The organism is Mucilaginibacter achroorhodeus (assembly GCF_007846095.1).
Classification (GTDB): Bacteria; Bacteroidota; Bacteroidia; order Sphingobacteriales; family Sphingobacteriaceae; genus Mucilaginibacter; species Mucilaginibacter achroorhodeus.
On record NZ_VOEI01000001.1, the window covers coordinates 515,943 to 535,911 of the forward strand.

Genomic DNA, 19,969 nt, shown 5'->3' on the forward strand with positions numbered 1-19,969 from the left:
AGCCTCACATTGCTGTGAGGCTTTTGGCTCCTGAAGCTGGACTCGAACCAGCGACCCTCTGATTAACAGTCAGATGCTCTAACCGGCTGAGCTATTCAGGAGTGTTTTCCGGTTTGGAGAGTGCAAAAGTATGTTTTCTGATGATATTTCACAATATTTGCACAAAAAAATTTTAAAAATATTTTACATGAGTTTGTTAACCATTGGTACTGTGGCGTTTGACGCAATCGAGACCCCTTTCGGCAAAACCGATAAAATCATTGGAGGCTCTGCTACCTACGCAAGTTTGGCCGCTTCTTACTTTTATGACCAGATAAAAATTGTTGCCGTAGTAGGCGACGACTTCCCCCAGGAAGAGATAAAAGGCTTTAATGACCACCACATAGATACCGAAGGCTTACAGATAAAGCAGGGCGAAAAGTCATTTTTCTGGAGCGGCAAGTACCACAACGATATGAACAGCCGCGATACCCTGGTGACCGACCTTAACGTACTGGCCGACTTTGACCCTATCATCCCGGAAAGCTACCAGGACTGCGAATATTTGTTCTTAGGTAATTTAACCCCGCAGGTACAGCAAACGGTTATCAACCGCCTTAAAAACCGCCCTAAACTAATTGCGATGGACACCATGAACTTTTGGATGGATATTGCAATGGACGACCTGCTGGAAACCATTAAAATGGTTGACGTATTAATTATCAACGATGCGGAAGCACGCCAGTTATCAGGCGAATACTCATTGGTGAAAGCTGCGCGCAAAATTTTAACGCTTGGCCCAAAATACCTCATCATTAAAAAAGGTGAACACGGGGCATTGTTATTCCATGAAGATCACGTTTTCTCGGCCCCTGCCCTTCCACTTGCCGAAGTATTTGACCCAACCGGCGCCGGTGATACCTTTGCCGGTGGTTTTATCGGTTATATGGCTAAAGTAGGTACGGTAAATTTCAACAACATGAAAAACGCCATCATCTTCGGATCTGCACTGGCATCATTCTGCGTTGAGAAATTTGGCCCCGAGAAAATCAAGAACTTAAGCCAGGAAGAAGTTAACGCACGCGTACAGCAGTTTGTTAGCCTGGCATCTTTCGAGATATAAGCCATTTAGATGTGCAGATTACAGATGTGCAGATATGCAAATTAAAACTGCGTATATCTGTGATCTGCACCATTCTTTTGCAGTATACATGAAATTAGATTTAATGGCATCTGCACATCTGTAATCTGCACATTTGCACATCCATTAATACTCTAACCACTTCTTCACTTTTATACCTACCACATCACCTTCCCTGTAAGCATCAGGCTCATTATTTACAGCACGGAGAATAACGTCGTTACTTTCCAATATCAGATCTTCATAAAAACCTTTAAAAAGCACTTCTTTAACCTGCCATTCGTTGGTTTTAAGCATGGTGGCAATGCGTATCCACTCAGGGTAAATTACAACGGTTTGTTTATCAATATTAATGTCGCATTGTTTAGCTTCATCGGCAGTAAGTACATTGCAGTTGGTTAGTAATTCAGCAGTATATAAATTCCTCGGATTGTTATAAAGCTCCTTTGGATGCCCGGTTTCAACAATTTCTCCATTCTTAAGCACTATTAGTTCATCGGCCATGGAAAGCACTTCAGCAGGATCGTGAGACACCATGATCACGGTAATGCCAGTTTCCTTCACTATCTGCCTGATATCGTGTTGCAGGCCTTCTCTAAAAGATGTATCAACCTGGTTAAATGGTTCATCAAGCAATAAAATCTGCGGGCGCGTGATAATGGCTCTTGCAATCGCTACGCGTTGTTTTTCGCCGCCGCTGAGGTCGGAAACACGTTTTAGAGCCAGGTGCATCATATTCAACTGTCGCAATACCTGCTCCGTTTTTTCCTCTTTGGCCTGCACATTGGTATTGGGCAGCATAGCCGAAACATTGTCCCATACCCGGGCGAATAAATTAAGGTCATCAGTATGCTGGGTAACCATTTTCATGGCATCATGGCCGGGGATAAGTTTTTCTTCAGGCCCCCAAATCCGTTCACCGTTAAAAGATACGGTGCCGCTATCAGGAGAGAGCAAACCGTATAGCAGGCGTAGCAACGTACTTTTCCCGCTACCGCTTTCGCCTATAATGGCCGTAATTTTACCAGGCGTTACATCCAGTGAGATATTGCTTACTCCTGATTGTACTGCCCCGCCATATGATCTGCTTACGCCATCTGCCCGTAAAAAAGTTTCGTTAGCCATAAAGGCCAAAGATAAATATTAAAGGCACTTCCGCGGAGAGGCAATTTGCAGACATAAAAAAAGGATATTCATTATAATGAACATCCCTTAAAAGATTCTATAATGCGCTGCTTACCAACCCACGCTCATACCGAAATTAAATTGTTTTAGGCCGTCCTGCGCCGGGCTGTTATCAAACATGTTGTTGAAATAGTATTTAGCGAATATGCCAATAGCTCCGTAACCTATGCGCGCTGCCGCACCATAGCGGAATTTAGCAAAATGATAATCGCCGCTCAGTTTGGTATCACCCTGGCTGCTTTCCTGTTTTAGGCTATTGCTGATACGAATGCCCAGGTCCGGACCAACCACAAAATGGAACCTGCGGCCGTCGGCATCATCATGCGTACGGAAATCAAACGAGATAGGTATGCGGATGTATGTAGCGGATAAACGGTTCTTGCTGTACTGCACATCATCCTGGGTGTAAGTAAGCGCATTACCGCCGCGTTGTATGGTGATGTTGTTGCGCAGGCGTAAATTAGTCCAGTCAAAACCACCGGCTACATAGAACCTGAACGAACTGCTGAAGCGGTAACCTAACTGCAGCACATCAAAACCGATACTACTGCTGCGCCATGAGCGATAATTTAAGAAACTGTTAGTTGGTGATAGCGTAAAGCTGCCATTATCATTCAATGTTGTTAAACCGATGTCAAAACGGGTAAAGGTAAGCCCGAATGAAAAACCCGGCGCTTTTGACGCGCGGCGGGTGGTATCGTTGATATTCACCTGCGCTACATCGTCGCCGAAGCCAAGTCGGATGCGTGTGCGCCTGCTTTTGGTGGTATCAGTTTTAACGGAATCAATAGTGGTGGTTTGGGCAAAAAGCGATGTAGCGGCCAAGCCTATAATGATGGTAAAGAGAAGGCGTTTCATGTTCTGTAATGTACTTTAAAATTATCTACTTTGTTTTTTTATTTTGATGAAACCGAGGTTAAGGCCTGTAACATTCGGTTCATCTTCGTCTTTGCTTGAAAATTCTATCAGCTTATCTTTTCGTTTATCAATCTTACTTACAACTGCGTTTAAAAGGTCGCCGATGCCGCGTATTTTGTGTTTGCGTACCGGTGCAGCAGCAAGTTCTGTTTTAGCCGATTCCTTATCGGCAGCCAATGTTGATGGCGCTAAATGTTCATCTATCTTCTCTGCAAGCGGCACATCTTTATCGGGCACCGTAAATTTAATGCCTAAAGGCTTTTGCGAAGGCAACTGTGCAAGCTGTTCCTGCGGTTCAGTAACTTCCAGTGGTTTTGCCTTTACCGGCAACAACTCACGCTCCGGTTGTCGGAAATCCCTGTCAACAACAGCTCTTACCTTCGATGTTGGCTTAACCTTATTTACCGGTTCTTTAACCACGTTTGCAATAAGGGGTTCAATTACTTTAACATCTTTAATGTCGTTAGTTCTTTCTCCAGCCGGTTCCGGTTTCTTTACACCTTTTACTGCCGCTACCTGCTGGTTTTGATTTACATGCACTTTGTTACCCAAAAAATAGATACCAACCGTTAACATTGCCAGTAAACTTGCGGCAATGCTTAGGTAAATACCCAAAGGTTTGCGCTTGTTTTTATCTAAATCAGCAGAAATGCCTTTCCATACATGGCGCGATGGTTCAACTTCCAGATCGCTCAGCTTATCGCTGAACAAACGGTCGAGATCTTTATCCTGCATAGTTATATTTTTTGTTGTCCAACTTTAAAACCTGTTCTTTAAGTATCGCCCTTGCCCTTGACAATTGCGACTTTGATGCCCCCTCGCTAATGCACATGATATCCGCTATTTCTTTATGCGAATAGCCGTCAATGGCGTACATATTAAATACCATCCGATAACCCGGCGATAGTGCTTTAATAAGCTCCAGCAGGTCTTTGGCCTCCAAACTACTTGCTGCTGCTGCCTCTGCCGACGGTTCCTGCACCGTTTCACCTAACTCTACCACCTGCATCATTTTATGATGCTTACGATAGTATTCTATCGAGCTGTGCACCATAATGCGCCTCACCCAGCCCTCAAAAGAGCCGTCGCCACGATAGTCCGCAATTTTAGCAAACACCCTCACAAAACCATTTTGAAGCATATCTTCGGCCTCCATACGGTCGGTAGCATAGCGCATGCAAACGCCCAGCATTTTTGAGGCAAACTGTTTGTACAGCTGCTCCTGAGCTTTGCGCTGCCCGGCTATACATCGGCTTACCAGTTCGTTAATCGTGTGCTTAGGTTCCAAAAACATCATTTATTTATTAGTAAGATGTTAGTGTTGATGTTTTGGTTGCATGTGGTGATAAAAAAATAAAACTTCTAAAAGTTAGAAGTTTAAGTTAGTCTAAGATAATAAGAAACACGAATGGATATTTACTTCCTTTCCCTAAAACGCTTATAGATCTTCACAGCCATCATCAGGATAACGCTGAAAGCGATAATGCCTACAACACCGAAGATCCAGTTTAAAGAATTTTTAAGTACAACCAGGAAAACAATTGCAAAGAGAATTATGGTAGCCAGTTCGTTCCATAAACGGAGCTGGGTGGATGTCCAAGTGAATTTGCCACTGGCCATGGCCTTCATTTTGTTTTGGCAGATGAAGTGATAAACCAGCAGACCGACAACAAACAATAGCTTAATGATAAGCCAGCCCGGCCATATCATGTACCACTTGTGGAGGTGTATCATTAAAGCACCGGCAATAACCACCAGATACATACTCGGCGTGGTGATTATCCACCATAACTTGCGTTCCATCAATTCAAATTGCTCTGAAAGAATGGTGCGGGCAGGCTCAGGTTTTTCTTGTGCCTCAGTGTGATAGATAAAAAGGCGTACCATGTAAAAAAGCCCCGCCATCCAGCAGACTACAAATATGATATGTATGGCTAAAACGTATTGGTACATGATGCCTATTAGCAAACCGTGTCATTGCGAGGAGCGTAGCGACGTGGCAATCTCGTCGCATGAGTATTGAACGTGAAGAGATTGCCACGCTGTCGCTCGCAATGACATAATTATTTATTATGATTTAATATCTAAACTCTTTTACTACCTCAATCGCATACTTTACATTATCAAATGGAATATCAGGCATAATGCCGTGACCCAGGTTGAAGATAAAGCCCTCCTGCCCGCGCATACGCTCAAACAGGCGATGGATACGGTCTTTGATCACCGATTTATCAGCATAAAGTATATGTGGATCAAGGTTACCTTGTACGGCTATGCCTTGTGGCAACCTGTTCTTCATATCTAACAGGTCCACGTTCCAGTCAATAGAGATCACATCCGGATTTGCCTTAGCCATTAGCGGTGCAAATACTGAACTGCCTTTACAAAACGAAATCACCGGTATATCCTTCCGGTTCAACTTACTGATGATCTCCTGGATATAGCGATGAGAAAATTCGGTGTAATCATCCCACGATAAAGCCTGCGCCCAACTATCGAATATCTGTACAGCGTTTACACCGGCAGCAATCTGCAGGTTGAGGTAATCGGCAGTAACCATAGCGATTTTTGAAAGTAACTGGTGCGCCAGCTCGGGCTGGTTATGCAGCATCAGTTTGGTTAGTTTAAAATCTTTTGATGATCCACCTTCAACCAGGTAGCTCATTACGGTGAACGGCGCACCAGCAAAACCTATCAGCGGGATGCTCCCATTTAAACGCTGCTGAATAACTTTGATAGCATCGGCAACATAATGTAACTTGTCGCCCACGTTTGTTTCTAAAGCATCAACATCTGCTTGGGTACGCACCGGGTTGGCAAACTTCGGGCCTACACCTGCGGTGAAGCTTAGGTCGCCACCCATGGCCTCGCCTGTAACCAGAATATCCGAGAACAATATGGCCGCATCAATACCTAACAGATCAACCGGCAGCATGGTAACATCCGCAGCGATCTCCGGTGTTTTGCACATCTCCAAAAACGAGTATTTGTTTTTAATTTCCCAATACTCCGGCATAAAACGGCCTGCCTGGCGCATCATCCACACGGGTGGTCGTTCTGTCTTTTCTGAAAATGCGGCTTTTATAAATAAGGAATCTTTCATTTCTTTGGAGAGTAAGGACATGGAGATAAAGGAACAAGGACGTCTTTTATCCTTTGTCTTTCATCTACAAATCCTTTGTCAATTCTTAATGCTTCTGTACTTCCTGCCTTACTTTCTGGATCACATCCTTCATTTTGGCAGTTATATTGTCTTTGTATTTTTCTGTTAATTGCAGGTAAGCCTTCGCTTTGTCCCAATTGCCTTTACGCACATTAATGTTGGCCACGTGCACCAAGGCGGCTACATGGTCATTAGCGTTACGCAGCGGAAACAGTGCTGCAAGTTCATAATGTTGTTCGGCCGCGTCAAAATCCTGCTTTTGCAGACAAACCCCGCCGTAAATAAACTCATAAAAACCACGGCGCTTTTTGCTAAGCACTTCGGGTTTGTACACCTGCTTTAATAATTCTTCGGCCTTGTCATATTCCTTGTTATGGAAAGCTTTTGCAGCCAGCACAATTGTGCCCTGCTTAAAATATCCATATATCAGTACTACAACAAACATGGCGGCTGCCGCCGCCAGTTGATATACCTGGTACTTAATGGCAACTACCATCAGTATCACAAACATCCCTATAACTAATATCCTTGCCCTGTTTGTAAACATGCAGTACTATTAGTGATTATCAGTAAACTTATAACCTACACCACGTATAGAGTGGAAATAAACCGGGTTCTTTGGATCTGGTTCAAAGTACTTACGGAACGTAAGGATAAAGTTATCGATGGTACGGGTTGATGGGTAAACATCATAGTTCCAAACCGTTTCCAGGATCTGCTCTCGCGACACAGCTTCATTTCGGCGCTCTATCAACAGCTTCAGCAGCATGGTTTCCTTTTTGGTTAAAGCCGTGATGCTGCCATCCTCGTTGATCAACTCAAATGAGTTAAAGTGGATAGTTTTATCACCTATCTTGTAGCTGTTAAACTCTTTCAGATCATCACCTTTGAGGCTGCGCTTGATAAGATTGTTAACACGCAGGATCAACTCTTCCAGGTTAAAAGGCTTCGTAAGGTAATCATCCGCACCTTTTTTAAGGCCTGATATTTTATCCTCGTTGGTGTTTTTTGCGGTAAGGAACATGATAGGCACCTCAGAGTTCTCTAACCTGATGGTTTCAGCAACCACAAAGCCGTCTATCTCGGGCATCATCACATCTAATATTACCAGGTTAAAACGCTCTTCCTTAAAAATCTGAAGCGCTTTTTTCCCATTGTTTGCTGTAGAAACTTTATAACCTTCCAGCTCCAGGTTTAACTTAATGGCCTCTAACAAATGCTCTTCATCTTCGGCTAACAATATTCTTTTTCTGTTTGGCATGCTCATGTATGCTTAGGTTTATGTTTATGCAAATACTACTTCAAATACACTACCCGCAGGGCGGTTATCTTTTACCTTAATACTGGCCTGATGCTTATCTAACACCTCTTTAACTATGTATAAGCCCAAACCTGTACCTTTTGTGTTACGGGTATCTTCGCTACCCACACGATAGAACCTTTCAAAGATGCGATTTTTCTCGCTATCCGCTATCCCGATACCGTGGTCGGCTACCTGGAATATGATACGGTCATCTTTTTCAAACAACTTTACAAATACCGTTTCGCAGGGGCTTGAATATTTCACCGCGTTTTCAATAAGGTTGGTCACTACAGATGTTAAGGCAAACTTGTCGCCGGTAATCATCACCTTCGGTTCTATTTCCGCTGCAATTATTTGCTGGTTACAATCGCACTTGCTTATCTGTAAGCGGTTAACAATACTATCTACCAATACGGATAGGTTAAATTCCGCTTTAGGGAAACTGTAAGAACGGTTCTCGATCTTGGCTGCCAGCAGCATATTCTCAACCATATCATCCAACCGCTCTACATCCAAAAGCGATTTATCAATAAAGTTTAAGATCTGCTCACGATAAAGATCGCGCTTCTGGATAGTTTGCAGCAATATCTTGATAGATGCCAGTGGTGATTTAAGTTCATGGGTTACTGACAACAAGAAATTCTTCTTTTGTTCCTGCAGCTTCACTTCTTTATTCAGTGATTTGTGCAGGAAGTAAGCACCCACCAAAAACACCATGATAAACATCATCCCCTCACCCGTTATCATGCCTTTGCGGCTTGGGTTCAGGTTAACCAGCATGTAGCCCCACCATATCAACTCGGCAACGGCGTAAATGATAATTGCATAAAATATTACCAGCGTCTTCTTCATATTAGTTTGAAGTTTTCAGTTCTCAGTTTGCAGTCTTTTGTTTACAGATTGCTTTGCTGCAAACTGCTCACTACCTATTGCTTACTACTATTTAAATACAATATCTAAACTATCAAATATAGCTGTTTTTGTTGTTTCCAAGTCAGCCGTTGTATGGGCCGATGATATGAAGCCAACTTCGTAACCTGATGGGCCCATGTAAACGCCGCGGTTAAGCAATTCGCGGTGCATTTCTTTGAACTTAACCATGCTGTTAGGGTCAATCTGCTCTGCAGTGCTAATGCTCTCCTGATCTGTAAATGCAAACCAGAATATAGACCCGATATTAAATAACTTAACGGGATAACCTTTGCCGTTTACGAAATCCAGTATATCGTTCACAAACGTTGCCGTTTTATCATTCAGTTCCTGGTAAAAGCCTGGTTTTAATAATTGGCTCAACTGTGCAATACCTGCTGCCATAGCAACTGGATTGCCCGATAATGTACCGGCCTGATAAACTGAACCTACAGGAGATATATGATCCATTACTTCTGCAGATGCACCGTAAGCACCAACTGGCAAACCGCCGCCAATGATCTTGCCGTAAGTAATAATATCCGGTTGAATACCGTAAACGCCTGCAGCGCCTTCAAAACCTACACGGAAGCCGGAGATCACCTCATCAAATATCAGCATAGTACCGTTTTGGGTGCAGATGTCGCGCAGGTATTGCAGGTACTCCTGGCTTTGCAGCAACAGACCGTTATTAGCAGGGATAGGCTCAATGATCACCGCAGCTATCTCGCCTTTAAACTCGGCAAATGCGCCCTCTAAAGCTTTGGTATCATCTAATGCTACAACGATAGTCTCGTTGGCAAACGCATTTGGAACACCTGCAGATGAGGTTTCGCCAAAGGTAACCAAACCCGAACCTGCTTTAACCAACAGACTATCTGAGTGACCGTGGTAGCAGCCTTCAAACTTTAAGATCTTATCGCGCTTGGTATAACCGCGCGCCAGCCTGATGGCCGACATTACCGCCTCGGTACCCGAGCTTGTGAAACGGATCTTCTCAATAAACCTATTATTGTTCAGGATCAATTCTGCCAGTTCATTCTCCAGTGCAGTTGGCGCACCAAATGACATACCCTTTTGCATCACCTCGGTAACCTTTTCAAGTATGTTAGGATTTGCGTGACCCAAGATAAGCGGCCCCCAAGAGCAGCAGAAATCGATAAACTCGTTACCATCCGCATCCCAAATATGGCTGCCATTACCTTTTTCGATAAACAGCGGCGTACCGTAAACAGATTTAAATGCCCTCACCGGTGAATTTACACCTCCAGGGAAATACGTTTTCGCTTTCTCGTACAATTCGGCAGAGTTGGCTCTGCTGATATCAGGTATACTCATTTTATATAGCCCCCTCTAAATCTCCCCCAAAAGGGGAGACTTTTGGAATAACATTTTAACATTTTCATTAAGCCCTCCCTTTCGGGGAGGGCTTAGGTGGGGCTTTTCTACAGCCACTTATTCTCCAACACTTCCTTAGCGTGATAGGTCAATATCGCGCTTGCACCTGCACGGCGAAGGCTCGTCAGCACTTCGGTTATGGCACGCTGATTGTTTAGCCAGCCTTTTTGTATGGCAGCTTTGATCATAGCGTATTCGCCGCTTACATTGTAGGCTGCAATAGGTAATTGGGTATTATCTTTTAAAAGTTTGATTACATCCAGATAAGGCAAACCGGGTTTCACCATCAGGAAATCAGCACCTTCTGCTTCGTCTAAACGGGCTTCAATCAAAGCCTCCTGCTGATTAGCGGGATTCATTTGATAGGTTTTCTTATCGCCAAACTTAGGCGCAGAGTTTAATGCATCCCTGAACGGACCATAGAACGCACTTGCATATTTTGCCGAATACGACATGATCGACACATTGGTGAAGCCGTTTTCATCCAACACCTTGCGGATGTAGCCTACGCGACCATCCATCATATCTGAAGGCGCAATGATATCAGCACCGCTGCGTGCATGTGCCAAAGCCATTTTACCTAACACCTCTAAAGTGGCATCGTTTATTATTTCGCCGTTCTCTACAATACCATCATGGCCATCGCTGCTATATGGATCCATAGCTACATCGGTAATCACGCAAGCCTCAGGAAATTCCTTTTTTACCGCACGGATAGCGCGCAGGTACAGGCTTTCGTCGCGGTGACTTTCAGTAGCAAACTTATCTTTCAGCGCCTCATCGATATTCGGGAACAAGTCGAAAGAGTTTAAGCCAAGCTTAAGGCAGCTCTCCACCTCGCGCAGCATGTTATCGATAGAATAACGGTAAATACCCGGCATCGAAGCTACCTCAGTTTTCTGGTTCTCACCATCAACAATAAAAAGCGGAAATATCAAATTGGCCGCACTTACATGAGTTTCCTGCACCATTTGGCGGATAACTTCACTTTTGCGGTTTCTTCTTGGTCGTTGTAGCATCTTTTTAGTTCATTAGTTCAGTGATTCATTAGTTTATTAGTTGCAGGCGGACTTTAAAGCGTCACCAATGAACTAATGAGCAAATGAACCAGTGAACATTTAAATCCCAAACACTGCCTCGGCTAATCCTACCTCATCCGGAGAGAATGGCAGCACGTATTTAACACCCATCTCATCAAACTTTTTACCGGTTGATTTGCCTATGGCTATCACATTCTGGCCGGGCTCAAGCAGGTTATCGGCAAAGTATGCGTCAACATTGCTTGGGCTGGTAAATATCATCACGTCGGCACCACTGGCCTCTATATCTTCTTCTAAAACGGTTTCATAAACCGGCAGATCAATGATCTTGGTATCTGCGGATAATCCCTGATGAATACTCCTCATTGGGTTATCTGCTCCCGGGAATAAAACTGTGCTACCATTTGCCAACACAGCAAAATCGGCAGCTACATCAGCGGTATCGGTACCTTCTCCAACAAAATCAGCAAAGTGACCATTGCGACGAAGCATATCTTCGCTACCCGCACCCATTACCCCAAATTTTACTTTTTTTGGAAATTGCGGCTGCAGTTTAAAGAAATATTCAACTGCATTTTTACTGGTGAAAAACACCCAGTCGATATTCTTAAGAATATAAGAATCGAAACGGGTGATAACCGGAACTGTACGGATCAGCGAGCGGTCTTCGATAGTGATCTTATGCTTTTGCAACGCACGGCGGAAGTAGCTGTTTGCTGAAATATCCCTTGAGATAAACACCTTTGCAGGGAACTTTCTGTCTTTAGCAAACTTGGCTAAAATACGTTCGGTAACACCTTCAAGCGTTGGTGTTTCTATAAATAGGCGATCAGGAAATTCCTCTTCATCATCAGATTTTGAAGTAAATACCTGGTATTGTCCGTTCTCTTTACGGCAGTAAACACCCAATGGCAGGTGACACCCGCCACCAAATTGTTTTAATACACCACGCTCTAATGCAAGCTGCTCGGCAACTTCTGGATGGTTTAATTCCTGCAGCGCATCAAAAAGGATTTTATTGTTATCACGTATCTGTATGGCCAGCACACCCTGTGCAGGTGCAGGGATGAACTCCGTCGGGGTTAACTCCTCTACATGAAACTCGCTCAGATCGATACCTAAACGACTAACACCGGCTTTTGCCAGCATTATGGCGTCATATTTCTCATCGCGTAATTTGCCAATGCGGGTAGGCACATTGCCACGCAGGTCTGTTATTTCCAGATCGGGGCGCAGGGCAAGCAGTTGTGCTTTACGGCGATTGGATGACGTACCCACAATGCCACCATATTTTACCGACAGCTTTTGGCGTACATCAACGCAGTCCTTTAATATCATCAGCAGTTCAGCCGGGTTTTCCCGTTCTGAAACTGCTGCAATGATAAGTCCCGGCGGATTTTCTGTAGGCAGGTCTTTATGCGAATGCACGGCAATATCTATGGTGCCTGCCAGTAGTTCTTCTTCTAATTCTTTGGTAAAAAAGCCTTTGCCTTCCAGTTTATCCAGGCTAAGGTTAAGGATACGGTCTCCCTGTGTTTTAATGATCTTAAGTTCTGCAGGGATGTGCAATGCTGCAAGTTGGTCCTTAACAAAATTTGCCTGCCATAGTGCAAGTTCGCTTCCGCGTGTGCCGATAATTACTGTTCTGTCCAAAAGGTTAAATTTTTACAATGCAAATTTAATTTTTTAGAGGCAGTAATTATGTATTAAATAAGGATATGAGAGTATGCTGACGGAGTGATGAGTAAGATGAAAACTTACCTTATGCTTATCAAGAGTTACTTTGCGATAAAACTTACATTGGCAATGTAGAAATAAATTACATGTTTTTAGATTTCTACCCCTGAGACTTCCAATAACAGCTTTAAGCTCTCGAAAATCTTAGTGATTGATCAATATATCCTTTGCCATGATCATAGGCACACTGATATATTTCTTTTCCATGTAGTTGATCACCTTTTCCAGGATGGCGCGGGATTCATCATCCAGGCTTTGCACCTCATCAGCAAAAACGGTATTAACCGCATTGTGGCGTATCTCTTTGATCTTTTGGGGAACCTGGCGCATAGCCAGTTCTACTTTGCGCTGTTTAAGCATTACAAAGTATTCGGTGATGTTTTGTTCTATGATAGCTTCTGCATGAACAAGTTCGTGGTAGCGTTCCTGCAGGTTCTTTTTGGCAACTTCGTTAAGCGAGTGGACCTCGATAAAGTTAACATCAAACTGCTCTAATACTTCGGGGGCGGTATCGTTAGGGATGGCAAGGTCAACAATAGTTTTTTTGCCGGCTTCACCGTTAAGCAGTGAAGTATAAATTTCCGGGGTGATGATGGGCTCTACCGCTGATGTGCAGGTGATAATGGCGTCAAAACCTTTTTTGTAATTTACCAGTTCTGCCAGTTCAAATGCTTCACCGTTAAGATCGGCAGCTAACTGCTGTGCTTTTTCAAGCGTACGGTTAAATACCGCAAAATTGCTGAATTTATGCTTTTGCAGGTACTTGGATAAATTACGATTGGTTTCGCCTGCACCTATAATAAGCACCCGCGCGTTTGAACAAAGCTTAAGGTCCTTTAACTTACGGTAAGCTAATGATACAACTGAAATAGGATTTTTAGAGATATTAGTATTGGTATAAACCTCTTTAGCTGTTTTAACCACACATTCCATTACCAAACGAAGTTTATCACCGGTAAGGCCTTCTTCGCGGCAATCTTCGTAAGCTTTACGCAGTTGCGCTAAAATTTCTTTTTCACCTATAACCAGGCTTTCCAATGAACACGAGGTGCGCAATAGGTGATTTAATGCCTCTTTACCTTCGTAGATAGAAGCCGCATCTAAAAAGGTTTGTGTAGCATGCGGACAAAGCCCTATGCGCATTTCTGATATAAAAGACTCAGCAAATTCTCTGTTAACCTGCACAGCCGTAGAAAAAACGAACTCTACACGGTTACAGGTGGATAAGTAAAAGATCTCATCAATACCGAAGTGCGCTTTAACTGCTCTGAGTTTATCGGTAAGGTTCTCCTGGCAGATAACCAATTTACCGAGTTCTTTCAGTTCGATCTGTTTATGTGTAAACGCAATTACCTTAAGATACTCCAAAGCAGTTTATTTTTAAGCCCAACAAAAGTAACACACCCTATTGGTTGCAATGTCAATTATTTGTCAAACAGGCGTATTTAGAATGGTTATAAATAATGTATTTTCCGCAATAAAATTGCGTATTTTTATAAAATCGGTTATTAATCAATCGATTGAACAACATAAAATGCGAATAATTAAAAAAATCAGTCTTAGCATTTTGGTGCTTTTGTACCTTCTTGCCGGGCTCAATCATTTCATCCATCCGGAGGGCTACATACGTATCATTCCGCCATACATTCCATTGCCGGTTATCGCCAATTATTTGGCCGGTGCATTTGAAATTTTATTAGCGTTGTTAATGATACGGCCTAAAACCCGTAAGGTTGCCTCATGGGGTTTAATATTACTTTTAGCCGCTTTTTTGCCGGTACATATCAGCATGCTTATTGATGCTCCGTTACAGGTTGGCGCATTGATGGTAACACCGGTAATTGCATGGATAAGACTGTTGTTACAGCCGGTGTTAATGCTTTGGGCATGGTGGCACAGAAAATAAGGTATTGGATGGGTTCCTAATTATCTGAGGTTTTGAGTCAATAAAACAATCAGCTTAAAAATGGGTTAAAAAGGCACTATGGATCTGCAAAGTATTGAATTGCGCAACCTGGAAGCACAGGATTACCAGGAGCTGAAAAAATCAATGAAGTCGGCCTACCTGGATATGGATGAGGACTATTGGGACTCCGCATCAATCAAAAAATTGATCAAGCTTTTTCCCGAAGGGCAGGTTTGCGTTACCGTAAACGGCGAAGTGGTAGGTTGTGCGTTGAGTATCATTGTAGATTATAAAAAGTATGGCGATGCACATACCTATAAGCAGATAACCGCTGGTGGCTCCTTTAAAACGCATGATGACAAGGGTGATGTACTTTACGGCATTGAGATATTTGTACACCCAAAATATCGTGGTTTGCGCCTTGCACGCCGCTTATACGAAGCGCGCAAAGCTTTGTGCGAAAAGCTGAACCTGAAGAGCATCATCGCTGGTGGCCGTATACCAAACTATCAAAAATTTCAGAACGATCTTACGCCTCGCCAGTATATCGATAAGGTAAAGTATAAGGAAATATACGACCCTACCCTATCGTTCCAATTGGCTAATGATTTTCACGTTCGCAAAATATTACGCAATTACCTGCCTGAGGATGCCCGCTCAAAAGGCTTTGCCACATTAATAGAATGGAACAATGTTTATTATGAGGAGGTAAGCTCAGTTATCAATAATAAAACAGTTGTGCGTATCGGGCTGGTGCAATGGCAGATGCGCCCTTACAACAACATCAGCGAGCTGATGAAACATGCCGAGTACTTTATTGACGCGGTGAGTGATTACCAGTCTGATTTTATCCTTTTCCCAGAGCTTTTTAACACGCCATTAATGGCCGAGTACAACCATATGGATGCGGCTAAAGCAATGCGCGAGCTGGCAAAGTCTACAGACCCTATAACCGAAGCGTTTTCAAAGCTCGCTGTTTCTTATAATGTAAATATTGTAGCCGGAAGCATGCCTAAGGTAGAAGGTGAGCATTTGTATAACGTTTCCTATCTCTTCCGCCGCAACGGCAGTATGGAAGAGACTGTAAAAATACATCCCACCCCTTCAGAGATAAGCTCATGGGGTATGCGTGGTGGTAACGATCTGCGGGTGTTTGATACCGATTCCGGCAAGATAGGGATATTGATCTGCTACGATGTAGAATTCCCGGAGCTATCGCGTATTTTGGCCAGCCAGGATATGCAGATACTGTTTGTACCTTTCTTAACCGATACCCAAAACGGCTATAACCGCGTTAAGTTTTGCGCGCAGGCCCGTGCCGTGGAGAACGAATGTTATGTAGCCATTGCAGGCTGCGTAGGCAACCTGCCTAATGTAAACAACATGGATATCTCTTACGCGCAGTCGGCGGTGTTTACGCCGTCTGATTTTGGTTTTCCTACCAATGGTATCCAGTCTGAAGCGACACCGAACAGCGAAATGATCGTGATAGCAGATGTAGACTTATCCATATTGGGCGAACTGCATGAATACGGCAGCGTACAAAACCTGAAAGACCGTCGTACCGATCTTTACGGGATTACATTTAACGGGAAGAAAGTTTAGCTTTACGCTATGATTCTCACCGAGCAATATACTATACCCGGCGCTAAAGGCAGGCCTATCACGGCCGATCTCACTTACGATGATCTTGATCCCAAGGCTCCGTTGGTGATATTTGCCCATGGGATCCGCGGTTTTAAAGATTGGGGGGCACATCATTTAGTGGCTCGCCGATTTGCTGAAAATGGCTTTCGGTACCTGAAATTTAATTTTTCACACAACGGTACCACACCGGAGCATTTGACTGAATTTGCCGACTTGATAGCTTTTGGCGATAACACCTTTTCTATCGAACTTGATGATCTGAATAATGTTATAGATTTTGCCTGCAGCGGCGCAGCTATACCTGTTGCGGATGGCGTTTTCCTGATAGGGCATAGTCTTGGCGGTGGTGTAAGTATCGTGAAAACAGCGGAGGATAACCGTATAAAAAACTTGGCGACATTGGCAGCAATTGCCCATTTCGATAAACTGTGGCCCAAACAAATCGAAGATCAATGGAGGTTGCAGGGTGTTATATACATGAAAAATGCACGTACAGGTCAGGATATGCCTTATCGTGTAACCATGCTCGAAGACCTGGATAAAAATCCGGTTAGGTTAAACATTCAGCACCGTGCTGCAGAGATAACTCAGCCATGGCTCATTATACATGGTGATGCTGACGCAAGTGTGCCACTTAAACATGCAGAACTGCTTAAAGCTGCCAATCCTAATGCCGAGTTGCTTGTGATCCATGGTGCAGATCATGTCTTCAACGTTTCACAACCGTATTTAAAGGATGTTCTTACGTTGCAACTTAAGCAGGTTGCAGATGCTGTGATCACTTTCTTTAGACAGTAGCCTTTTTACATCTGAAAGTAAAAACAATACTGACCATTTTGTTTAATAGTCAAACACCCTATACTTGTTGGATGAGTTTAGCACGGTCGCGTAAAGAAGGCGCCAAATACCAAAATACAATTTCAACCACCGAGGGCGGTTTCAATATCATGTTTCCCATGATGAGGGAATATATTAATAACAAAGCCGAAACCGTTCCCAAAAAAACTTTGGGCCCTTTTAAAACTGACATGAGCATTTATCAAACACCTCCGTCAGAAGGGTTGCGCATTACCTGGATAGGACACTCCAGCCTTATCATTGAAATTGATGGCATCCGTATTTTAACAGATCCGGTTTGGAGTCAGCGTGTATCCTTTACGCAACTGATGGGTCCTAAAAGATTTTTCCAGCCGCCGCTTGCATTAGCCAATCTGCCTCCTATTGACCTGGTAATATGCTCTCATGACCATTACGATCATTTGGACGAAGCTACTATCCGTTTCCTGGCTGATAAAAATATTCCTTTTATCACATCCCTTGGCGTGGGTAAATACCTCACGGCATGGGGCGTAAAACCGGAATTGGTAAAGGAAATGGACTGGGGCGATACATTTAACATCAAAGACTTAAGTATTACATCCTGCCCTACCAGGCATTTTTCCGGTCGCGGCATAACACATCGTAACGAAACACTTTGGGCCTCCTTTGTTATCAAAGGCCCAAAACATAATATCTATTTCGGCGCCGATTCAGGCTGGTCTCCTGATTTTGAGAAGATAGGTGAAGCTTATGGTCCATTCGATCTTACCATACTCGAGATAGGTGCCTATGGCAAATACTGGCCGGACATTCACATGGGGCCCAATAACGCTTCGAACGCTCATTTAGCACTAAAAGGAAAAGTGATGATGCCAATCCATTGGGCTACATTTAACCTTGCCCTGCATGCCTGGTATGAGCCTGCTGAGTTGTTAGAGAAATTTGCTGAGCAAAAGAACATCGAACTCTTTTTACCTGAACCCGGCCAACCGACGGAGGTAAGTACGTTCAACTCTAAATGGTGGAAGCGGTTTATGAGCAACAACGGTTAAGTAAGATAGCTTAAACTAAAAAGGCCTCTCGATATAGAGAAAGCCTTTGATTGCACAAGATTTAGGAGGTTATTTCTTTCGACCAAATTGGCCGTGATTGTCATTTAAGCATTTAAACGATAACGTTGTAACAAATATAAAAATAAAGTCACCACTTAGTGACATTATTTAACATATCTTTTTTGCCAGAAAATATACACTTTAGCAAACGTATTATTTATGCATACGTTGTAATTAAAAAAAGAGAATAACCAATGGCAAACTTTAATGATATCATCGCATCAGAAAAACCGGTACTTGTAGATTTTTCGGCGGAGTGGTGCGGCCCTTGTAAGATGATGCCACCTATTTTGAAACAGGTAAAAGATGCATTAGGTGATAAGGTGACCATTATCAAAATAGATATCGATAAAAACCCCGCGGCAGCCAATGCATATCACGTGCAAAGTGTTCCTACTTTGATGGTGTTCCAAAAAGGCCAAACCAAGTGGCGCCAAAGCGGTGTAATGCAGGCAGGGCAACTGCAGCAGGTGCTTAGCCAATATCTATAGTTTTACAAATAGCTAAGCCACCACTGCCGATGTGTTTTCTTGTATTTTGAAAACCACTTGCACGGGTAGTAAAGTATTAATATAACACCTAACCAAAACAGATAAACAACACTGAGGCTAAAGCCTAAGCCAGGTGGCGTAAACAGGAAAGGGTCATTAGGCGTAATGATCTGCGATGTTTTAAACCCTTGCAAAAAGAACACGATAATTGTGATAATACGTATAAGGTAAAAGTGCAGGATATAATAGAAAAATGGCACACTGCCATAAGTTTTAAAGAATTCCGATACCTTTCCTGAAACATTTTCTGTAAGGGCCAGTACCAGCAATCCTACTGATAGGGTTAGGCAACAGTACATCAACGATGGCGGATATTTACTTATATTAAGGAAAGATATTACTGTGAATACCGTATTTTTCTGTACTGACCAGGGCGCAGGATCGCCATATCCGTTTACTATCCTTAATACGATGAACAATGCAAACAAAGAGGCCGAGCTAACAAGCAAAAAACGCTTTCGGTTTGCCGGATTGTAACCGTTTTTGTAAAGCGTTCCAAATAAATATCCAAGGAACATCACCCCTGTCCAAGGCAGTATTGCGTACAGGTCAAATACGATATGGGTTTTATCTAAGAAGAATAGGGTTCCTCTGGCGGTAAAAAATACTTTTAATAACACGTCTTCGGTGGTGTTGGGTGCCACCGTCATTGTAGTGATTATATCATGTCCTACAATCAGCAGTATTCCTAAAGCGCCTATAACCCGTACCGGAAGCCAGATCAATAAACCCAACAATATCATGCTGATACCGATAACCCATATCACCTGCAAGGCAAAGCTATTAAATAGCGGGTTAAGCGAAAAAGCAAACGATATCAATACAAGTTCTACGAAAACAAGCCATATCCCGCGCTTTATCAAAAAGCTGATCAATTCGCTTTTGCTACGACGAGTGCTTACCAGGTAAACCGATACGCCGCTTAAGAAAACAAATATAGGCGCACAAAAATGGGTGATAAACCTGGTAAAGAAAAGGAAGGGCGTAGTGGTTTTTAGGTTGGTAGGATCGGAAAAGGCACCGCCCTGATGCAGAAAATCACGGACATGGTCTAACGCCATTATTAGCATGATAACGCCGCGCAGAATATCAATGGATTGGATACGCTGCTTTACAGGTAAAGTACTGGTCATTGCTTTCAGGATTTAGTTGCCTGAAAAT

General features: G+C 43.2%; 20 protein-coding genes and 1 tRNA gene. 6 read left to right on the top strand and 15 right to left on the bottom strand.

The annotated features are described in order from the left end of the window. Window positions 1-24 precede the first annotated feature (24 nt). Window positions 25-101: transfer RNA gene (locus tag FPZ42_RS02370), tRNA-Asn, on the bottom strand. Between the two features lie 86 nt (window positions 102-187). Between FPZ42_RS02370 and FPZ42_RS02375 the strand changes: the two genes are divergently transcribed. Continuing rightward, a complete protein-coding gene (locus tag FPZ42_RS02375) occupies window positions 188-1,102 on the top strand; it encodes a PfkB family carbohydrate kinase (protein ID WP_146268889.1) in 915 nt (304 codons plus the stop codon). A gap of 144 nt (window positions 1,103-1,246) precedes the next feature. Here FPZ42_RS02375 and FPZ42_RS02380 read toward each other — a convergent pair whose 3' ends face one another. From FPZ42_RS02380 to hemA, 13 genes are all read right to left on the bottom strand, one after another. Beyond that, window positions 1,247-2,245: an ABC transporter ATP-binding protein gene (locus FPZ42_RS02380; RefSeq protein ID WP_146268890.1), complete on the bottom strand. Its 999-nt coding sequence runs from the start codon at window positions 2,243-2,245 to the stop codon at window positions 1,247-1,249. Window positions 2,246-2,356: 111 nt separating this feature from the next. After that, complete coding sequence (locus FPZ42_RS02385; RefSeq protein ID WP_146268891.1) at window positions 2,357-3,163, bottom strand: outer membrane beta-barrel protein; 807 nt, start codon at window positions 3,161-3,163, stop codon at window positions 2,357-2,359. A gap of 21 nt (window positions 3,164-3,184) precedes the next feature. Beyond that, the gene (locus FPZ42_RS02390) at window positions 3,185-3,958 is read right to left on the bottom strand and encodes a hypothetical protein (protein ID WP_146268892.1); all 774 of its coding nucleotides are present in this window, start codon (window positions 3,956-3,958) and stop codon (window positions 3,185-3,187) included. Beyond that, complete coding sequence (locus FPZ42_RS02395; RefSeq protein ID WP_315898385.1) at window positions 3,948-4,520, bottom strand: RNA polymerase sigma factor; 573 nt, start codon at window positions 4,518-4,520, stop codon at window positions 3,948-3,950. Before FPZ42_RS02395 ends, FPZ42_RS02390 begins: the two co-directional genes overlap by 11 nt. A gap of 119 nt (window positions 4,521-4,639) precedes the next feature. Beyond that, window positions 4,640-5,176 carry a CopD family protein gene (locus FPZ42_RS02400; RefSeq protein WP_186458667.1) on the bottom strand — a complete coding sequence of 179 codons (537 nt, stop codon included), beginning with the start codon at window positions 5,174-5,176 and terminating at the stop codon, window positions 4,640-4,642. Between the two features lie 124 nt (window positions 5,177-5,300). After that, a complete protein-coding gene (hemE, locus tag FPZ42_RS02405) occupies window positions 5,301-6,326 on the bottom strand; it encodes a uroporphyrinogen decarboxylase (protein ID WP_146268893.1) in 1,026 nt (341 codons plus the stop codon). Between the two features lie 85 nt (window positions 6,327-6,411). Continuing rightward, window positions 6,412-6,933: a tetratricopeptide repeat protein gene (locus tag FPZ42_RS02410; RefSeq protein WP_146268894.1), complete on the bottom strand. Its 522-nt coding sequence runs from the start codon at window positions 6,931-6,933 to the stop codon at window positions 6,412-6,414. A 9-nt stretch (window positions 6,934-6,942) separates the two neighbouring features. Further along, window positions 6,943-7,647 (bottom strand): response regulator transcription factor, encoded by a 705-nt coding sequence (locus tag FPZ42_RS02415; protein WP_117391405.1) that lies wholly within the window; start codon window positions 7,645-7,647, stop codon window positions 6,943-6,945. Between the two features lie 24 nt (window positions 7,648-7,671). Continuing rightward, window positions 7,672-8,541, bottom strand: coding sequence for a sensor histidine kinase (locus FPZ42_RS02420; RefSeq protein WP_146268895.1), 870 nt, complete (start codon window positions 8,539-8,541; stop codon window positions 7,672-7,674). Between the two features lie 87 nt (window positions 8,542-8,628). Then, window positions 8,629-9,936, bottom strand: a complete 1,308-nt coding sequence (gene hemL, locus FPZ42_RS02425; protein WP_146268896.1) for a glutamate-1-semialdehyde 2,1-aminomutase — start codon at window positions 9,934-9,936, stop codon at window positions 8,629-8,631. A gap of 107 nt (window positions 9,937-10,043) precedes the next feature. After that, window positions 10,044-11,015: a porphobilinogen synthase gene (gene hemB, locus FPZ42_RS02430; RefSeq protein WP_146268897.1), complete on the bottom strand. Its 972-nt coding sequence runs from the start codon at window positions 11,013-11,015 to the stop codon at window positions 10,044-10,046. Between the two features lie 99 nt (window positions 11,016-11,114). After that, window positions 11,115-12,689, bottom strand: a complete 1,575-nt coding sequence (hemC, locus tag FPZ42_RS02435) for a hydroxymethylbilane synthase (RefSeq protein ID WP_146268898.1) — start codon at window positions 12,687-12,689, stop codon at window positions 11,115-11,117. A gap of 228 nt (window positions 12,690-12,917) precedes the next feature. Next, entirely contained in the window at window positions 12,918-14,141 is a 1,224-nt protein-coding gene (hemA, locus tag FPZ42_RS02440) for a glutamyl-tRNA reductase (protein WP_146268899.1), read from the bottom strand. 166 nt (window positions 14,142-14,307) lie between these two features. Here hemA and FPZ42_RS02445 point away from each other — a divergent pair, with 166 nt between their 5' ends. The 5 genes from FPZ42_RS02445 (at window position 14,308) to trxA (ending at window position 18,748) form a co-directional block, all read left to right on the top strand. After that, window positions 14,308-14,679: a DoxX family protein gene (locus FPZ42_RS02445; RefSeq protein WP_146268900.1), complete on the top strand. Its 372-nt coding sequence runs from the start codon at window positions 14,308-14,310 to the stop codon at window positions 14,677-14,679. A gap of 78 nt (window positions 14,680-14,757) precedes the next feature. Further along, entirely contained in the window at window positions 14,758-16,284 is a 1,527-nt protein-coding gene (locus tag FPZ42_RS02450; protein WP_146268901.1) for a bifunctional GNAT family N-acetyltransferase/carbon-nitrogen hydrolase family protein, read from the top strand. Between the two features lie 9 nt (window positions 16,285-16,293). Further along, a complete protein-coding gene (locus FPZ42_RS02455) occupies window positions 16,294-17,124 on the top strand; it encodes an alpha/beta hydrolase (RefSeq protein WP_146268902.1) in 831 nt (276 codons plus the stop codon). A 71-nt stretch (window positions 17,125-17,195) separates the two neighbouring features. Further along, a complete protein-coding gene (locus tag FPZ42_RS02460) occupies window positions 17,196-18,197 on the top strand; it encodes an MBL fold metallo-hydrolase (protein WP_146268903.1) in 1,002 nt (333 codons plus the stop codon). A 254-nt stretch (window positions 18,198-18,451) separates the two neighbouring features. Then, window positions 18,452-18,748, top strand: a complete 297-nt coding sequence (gene trxA, locus FPZ42_RS02465) for a thioredoxin (protein ID WP_146268904.1) — start codon at window positions 18,452-18,454, stop codon at window positions 18,746-18,748. Window positions 18,749-18,750: 2 nt separating this feature from the next. Here trxA and FPZ42_RS02470 read toward each other — a convergent pair whose 3' ends face one another. Then, window positions 18,751-19,941: a DUF1624 domain-containing protein gene (locus tag FPZ42_RS02470; protein ID WP_146268905.1), complete on the bottom strand. Its 1,191-nt coding sequence runs from the start codon at window positions 19,939-19,941 to the stop codon at window positions 18,751-18,753. Between the last annotated feature and the right edge of the window lie 28 nt (window positions 19,942-19,969).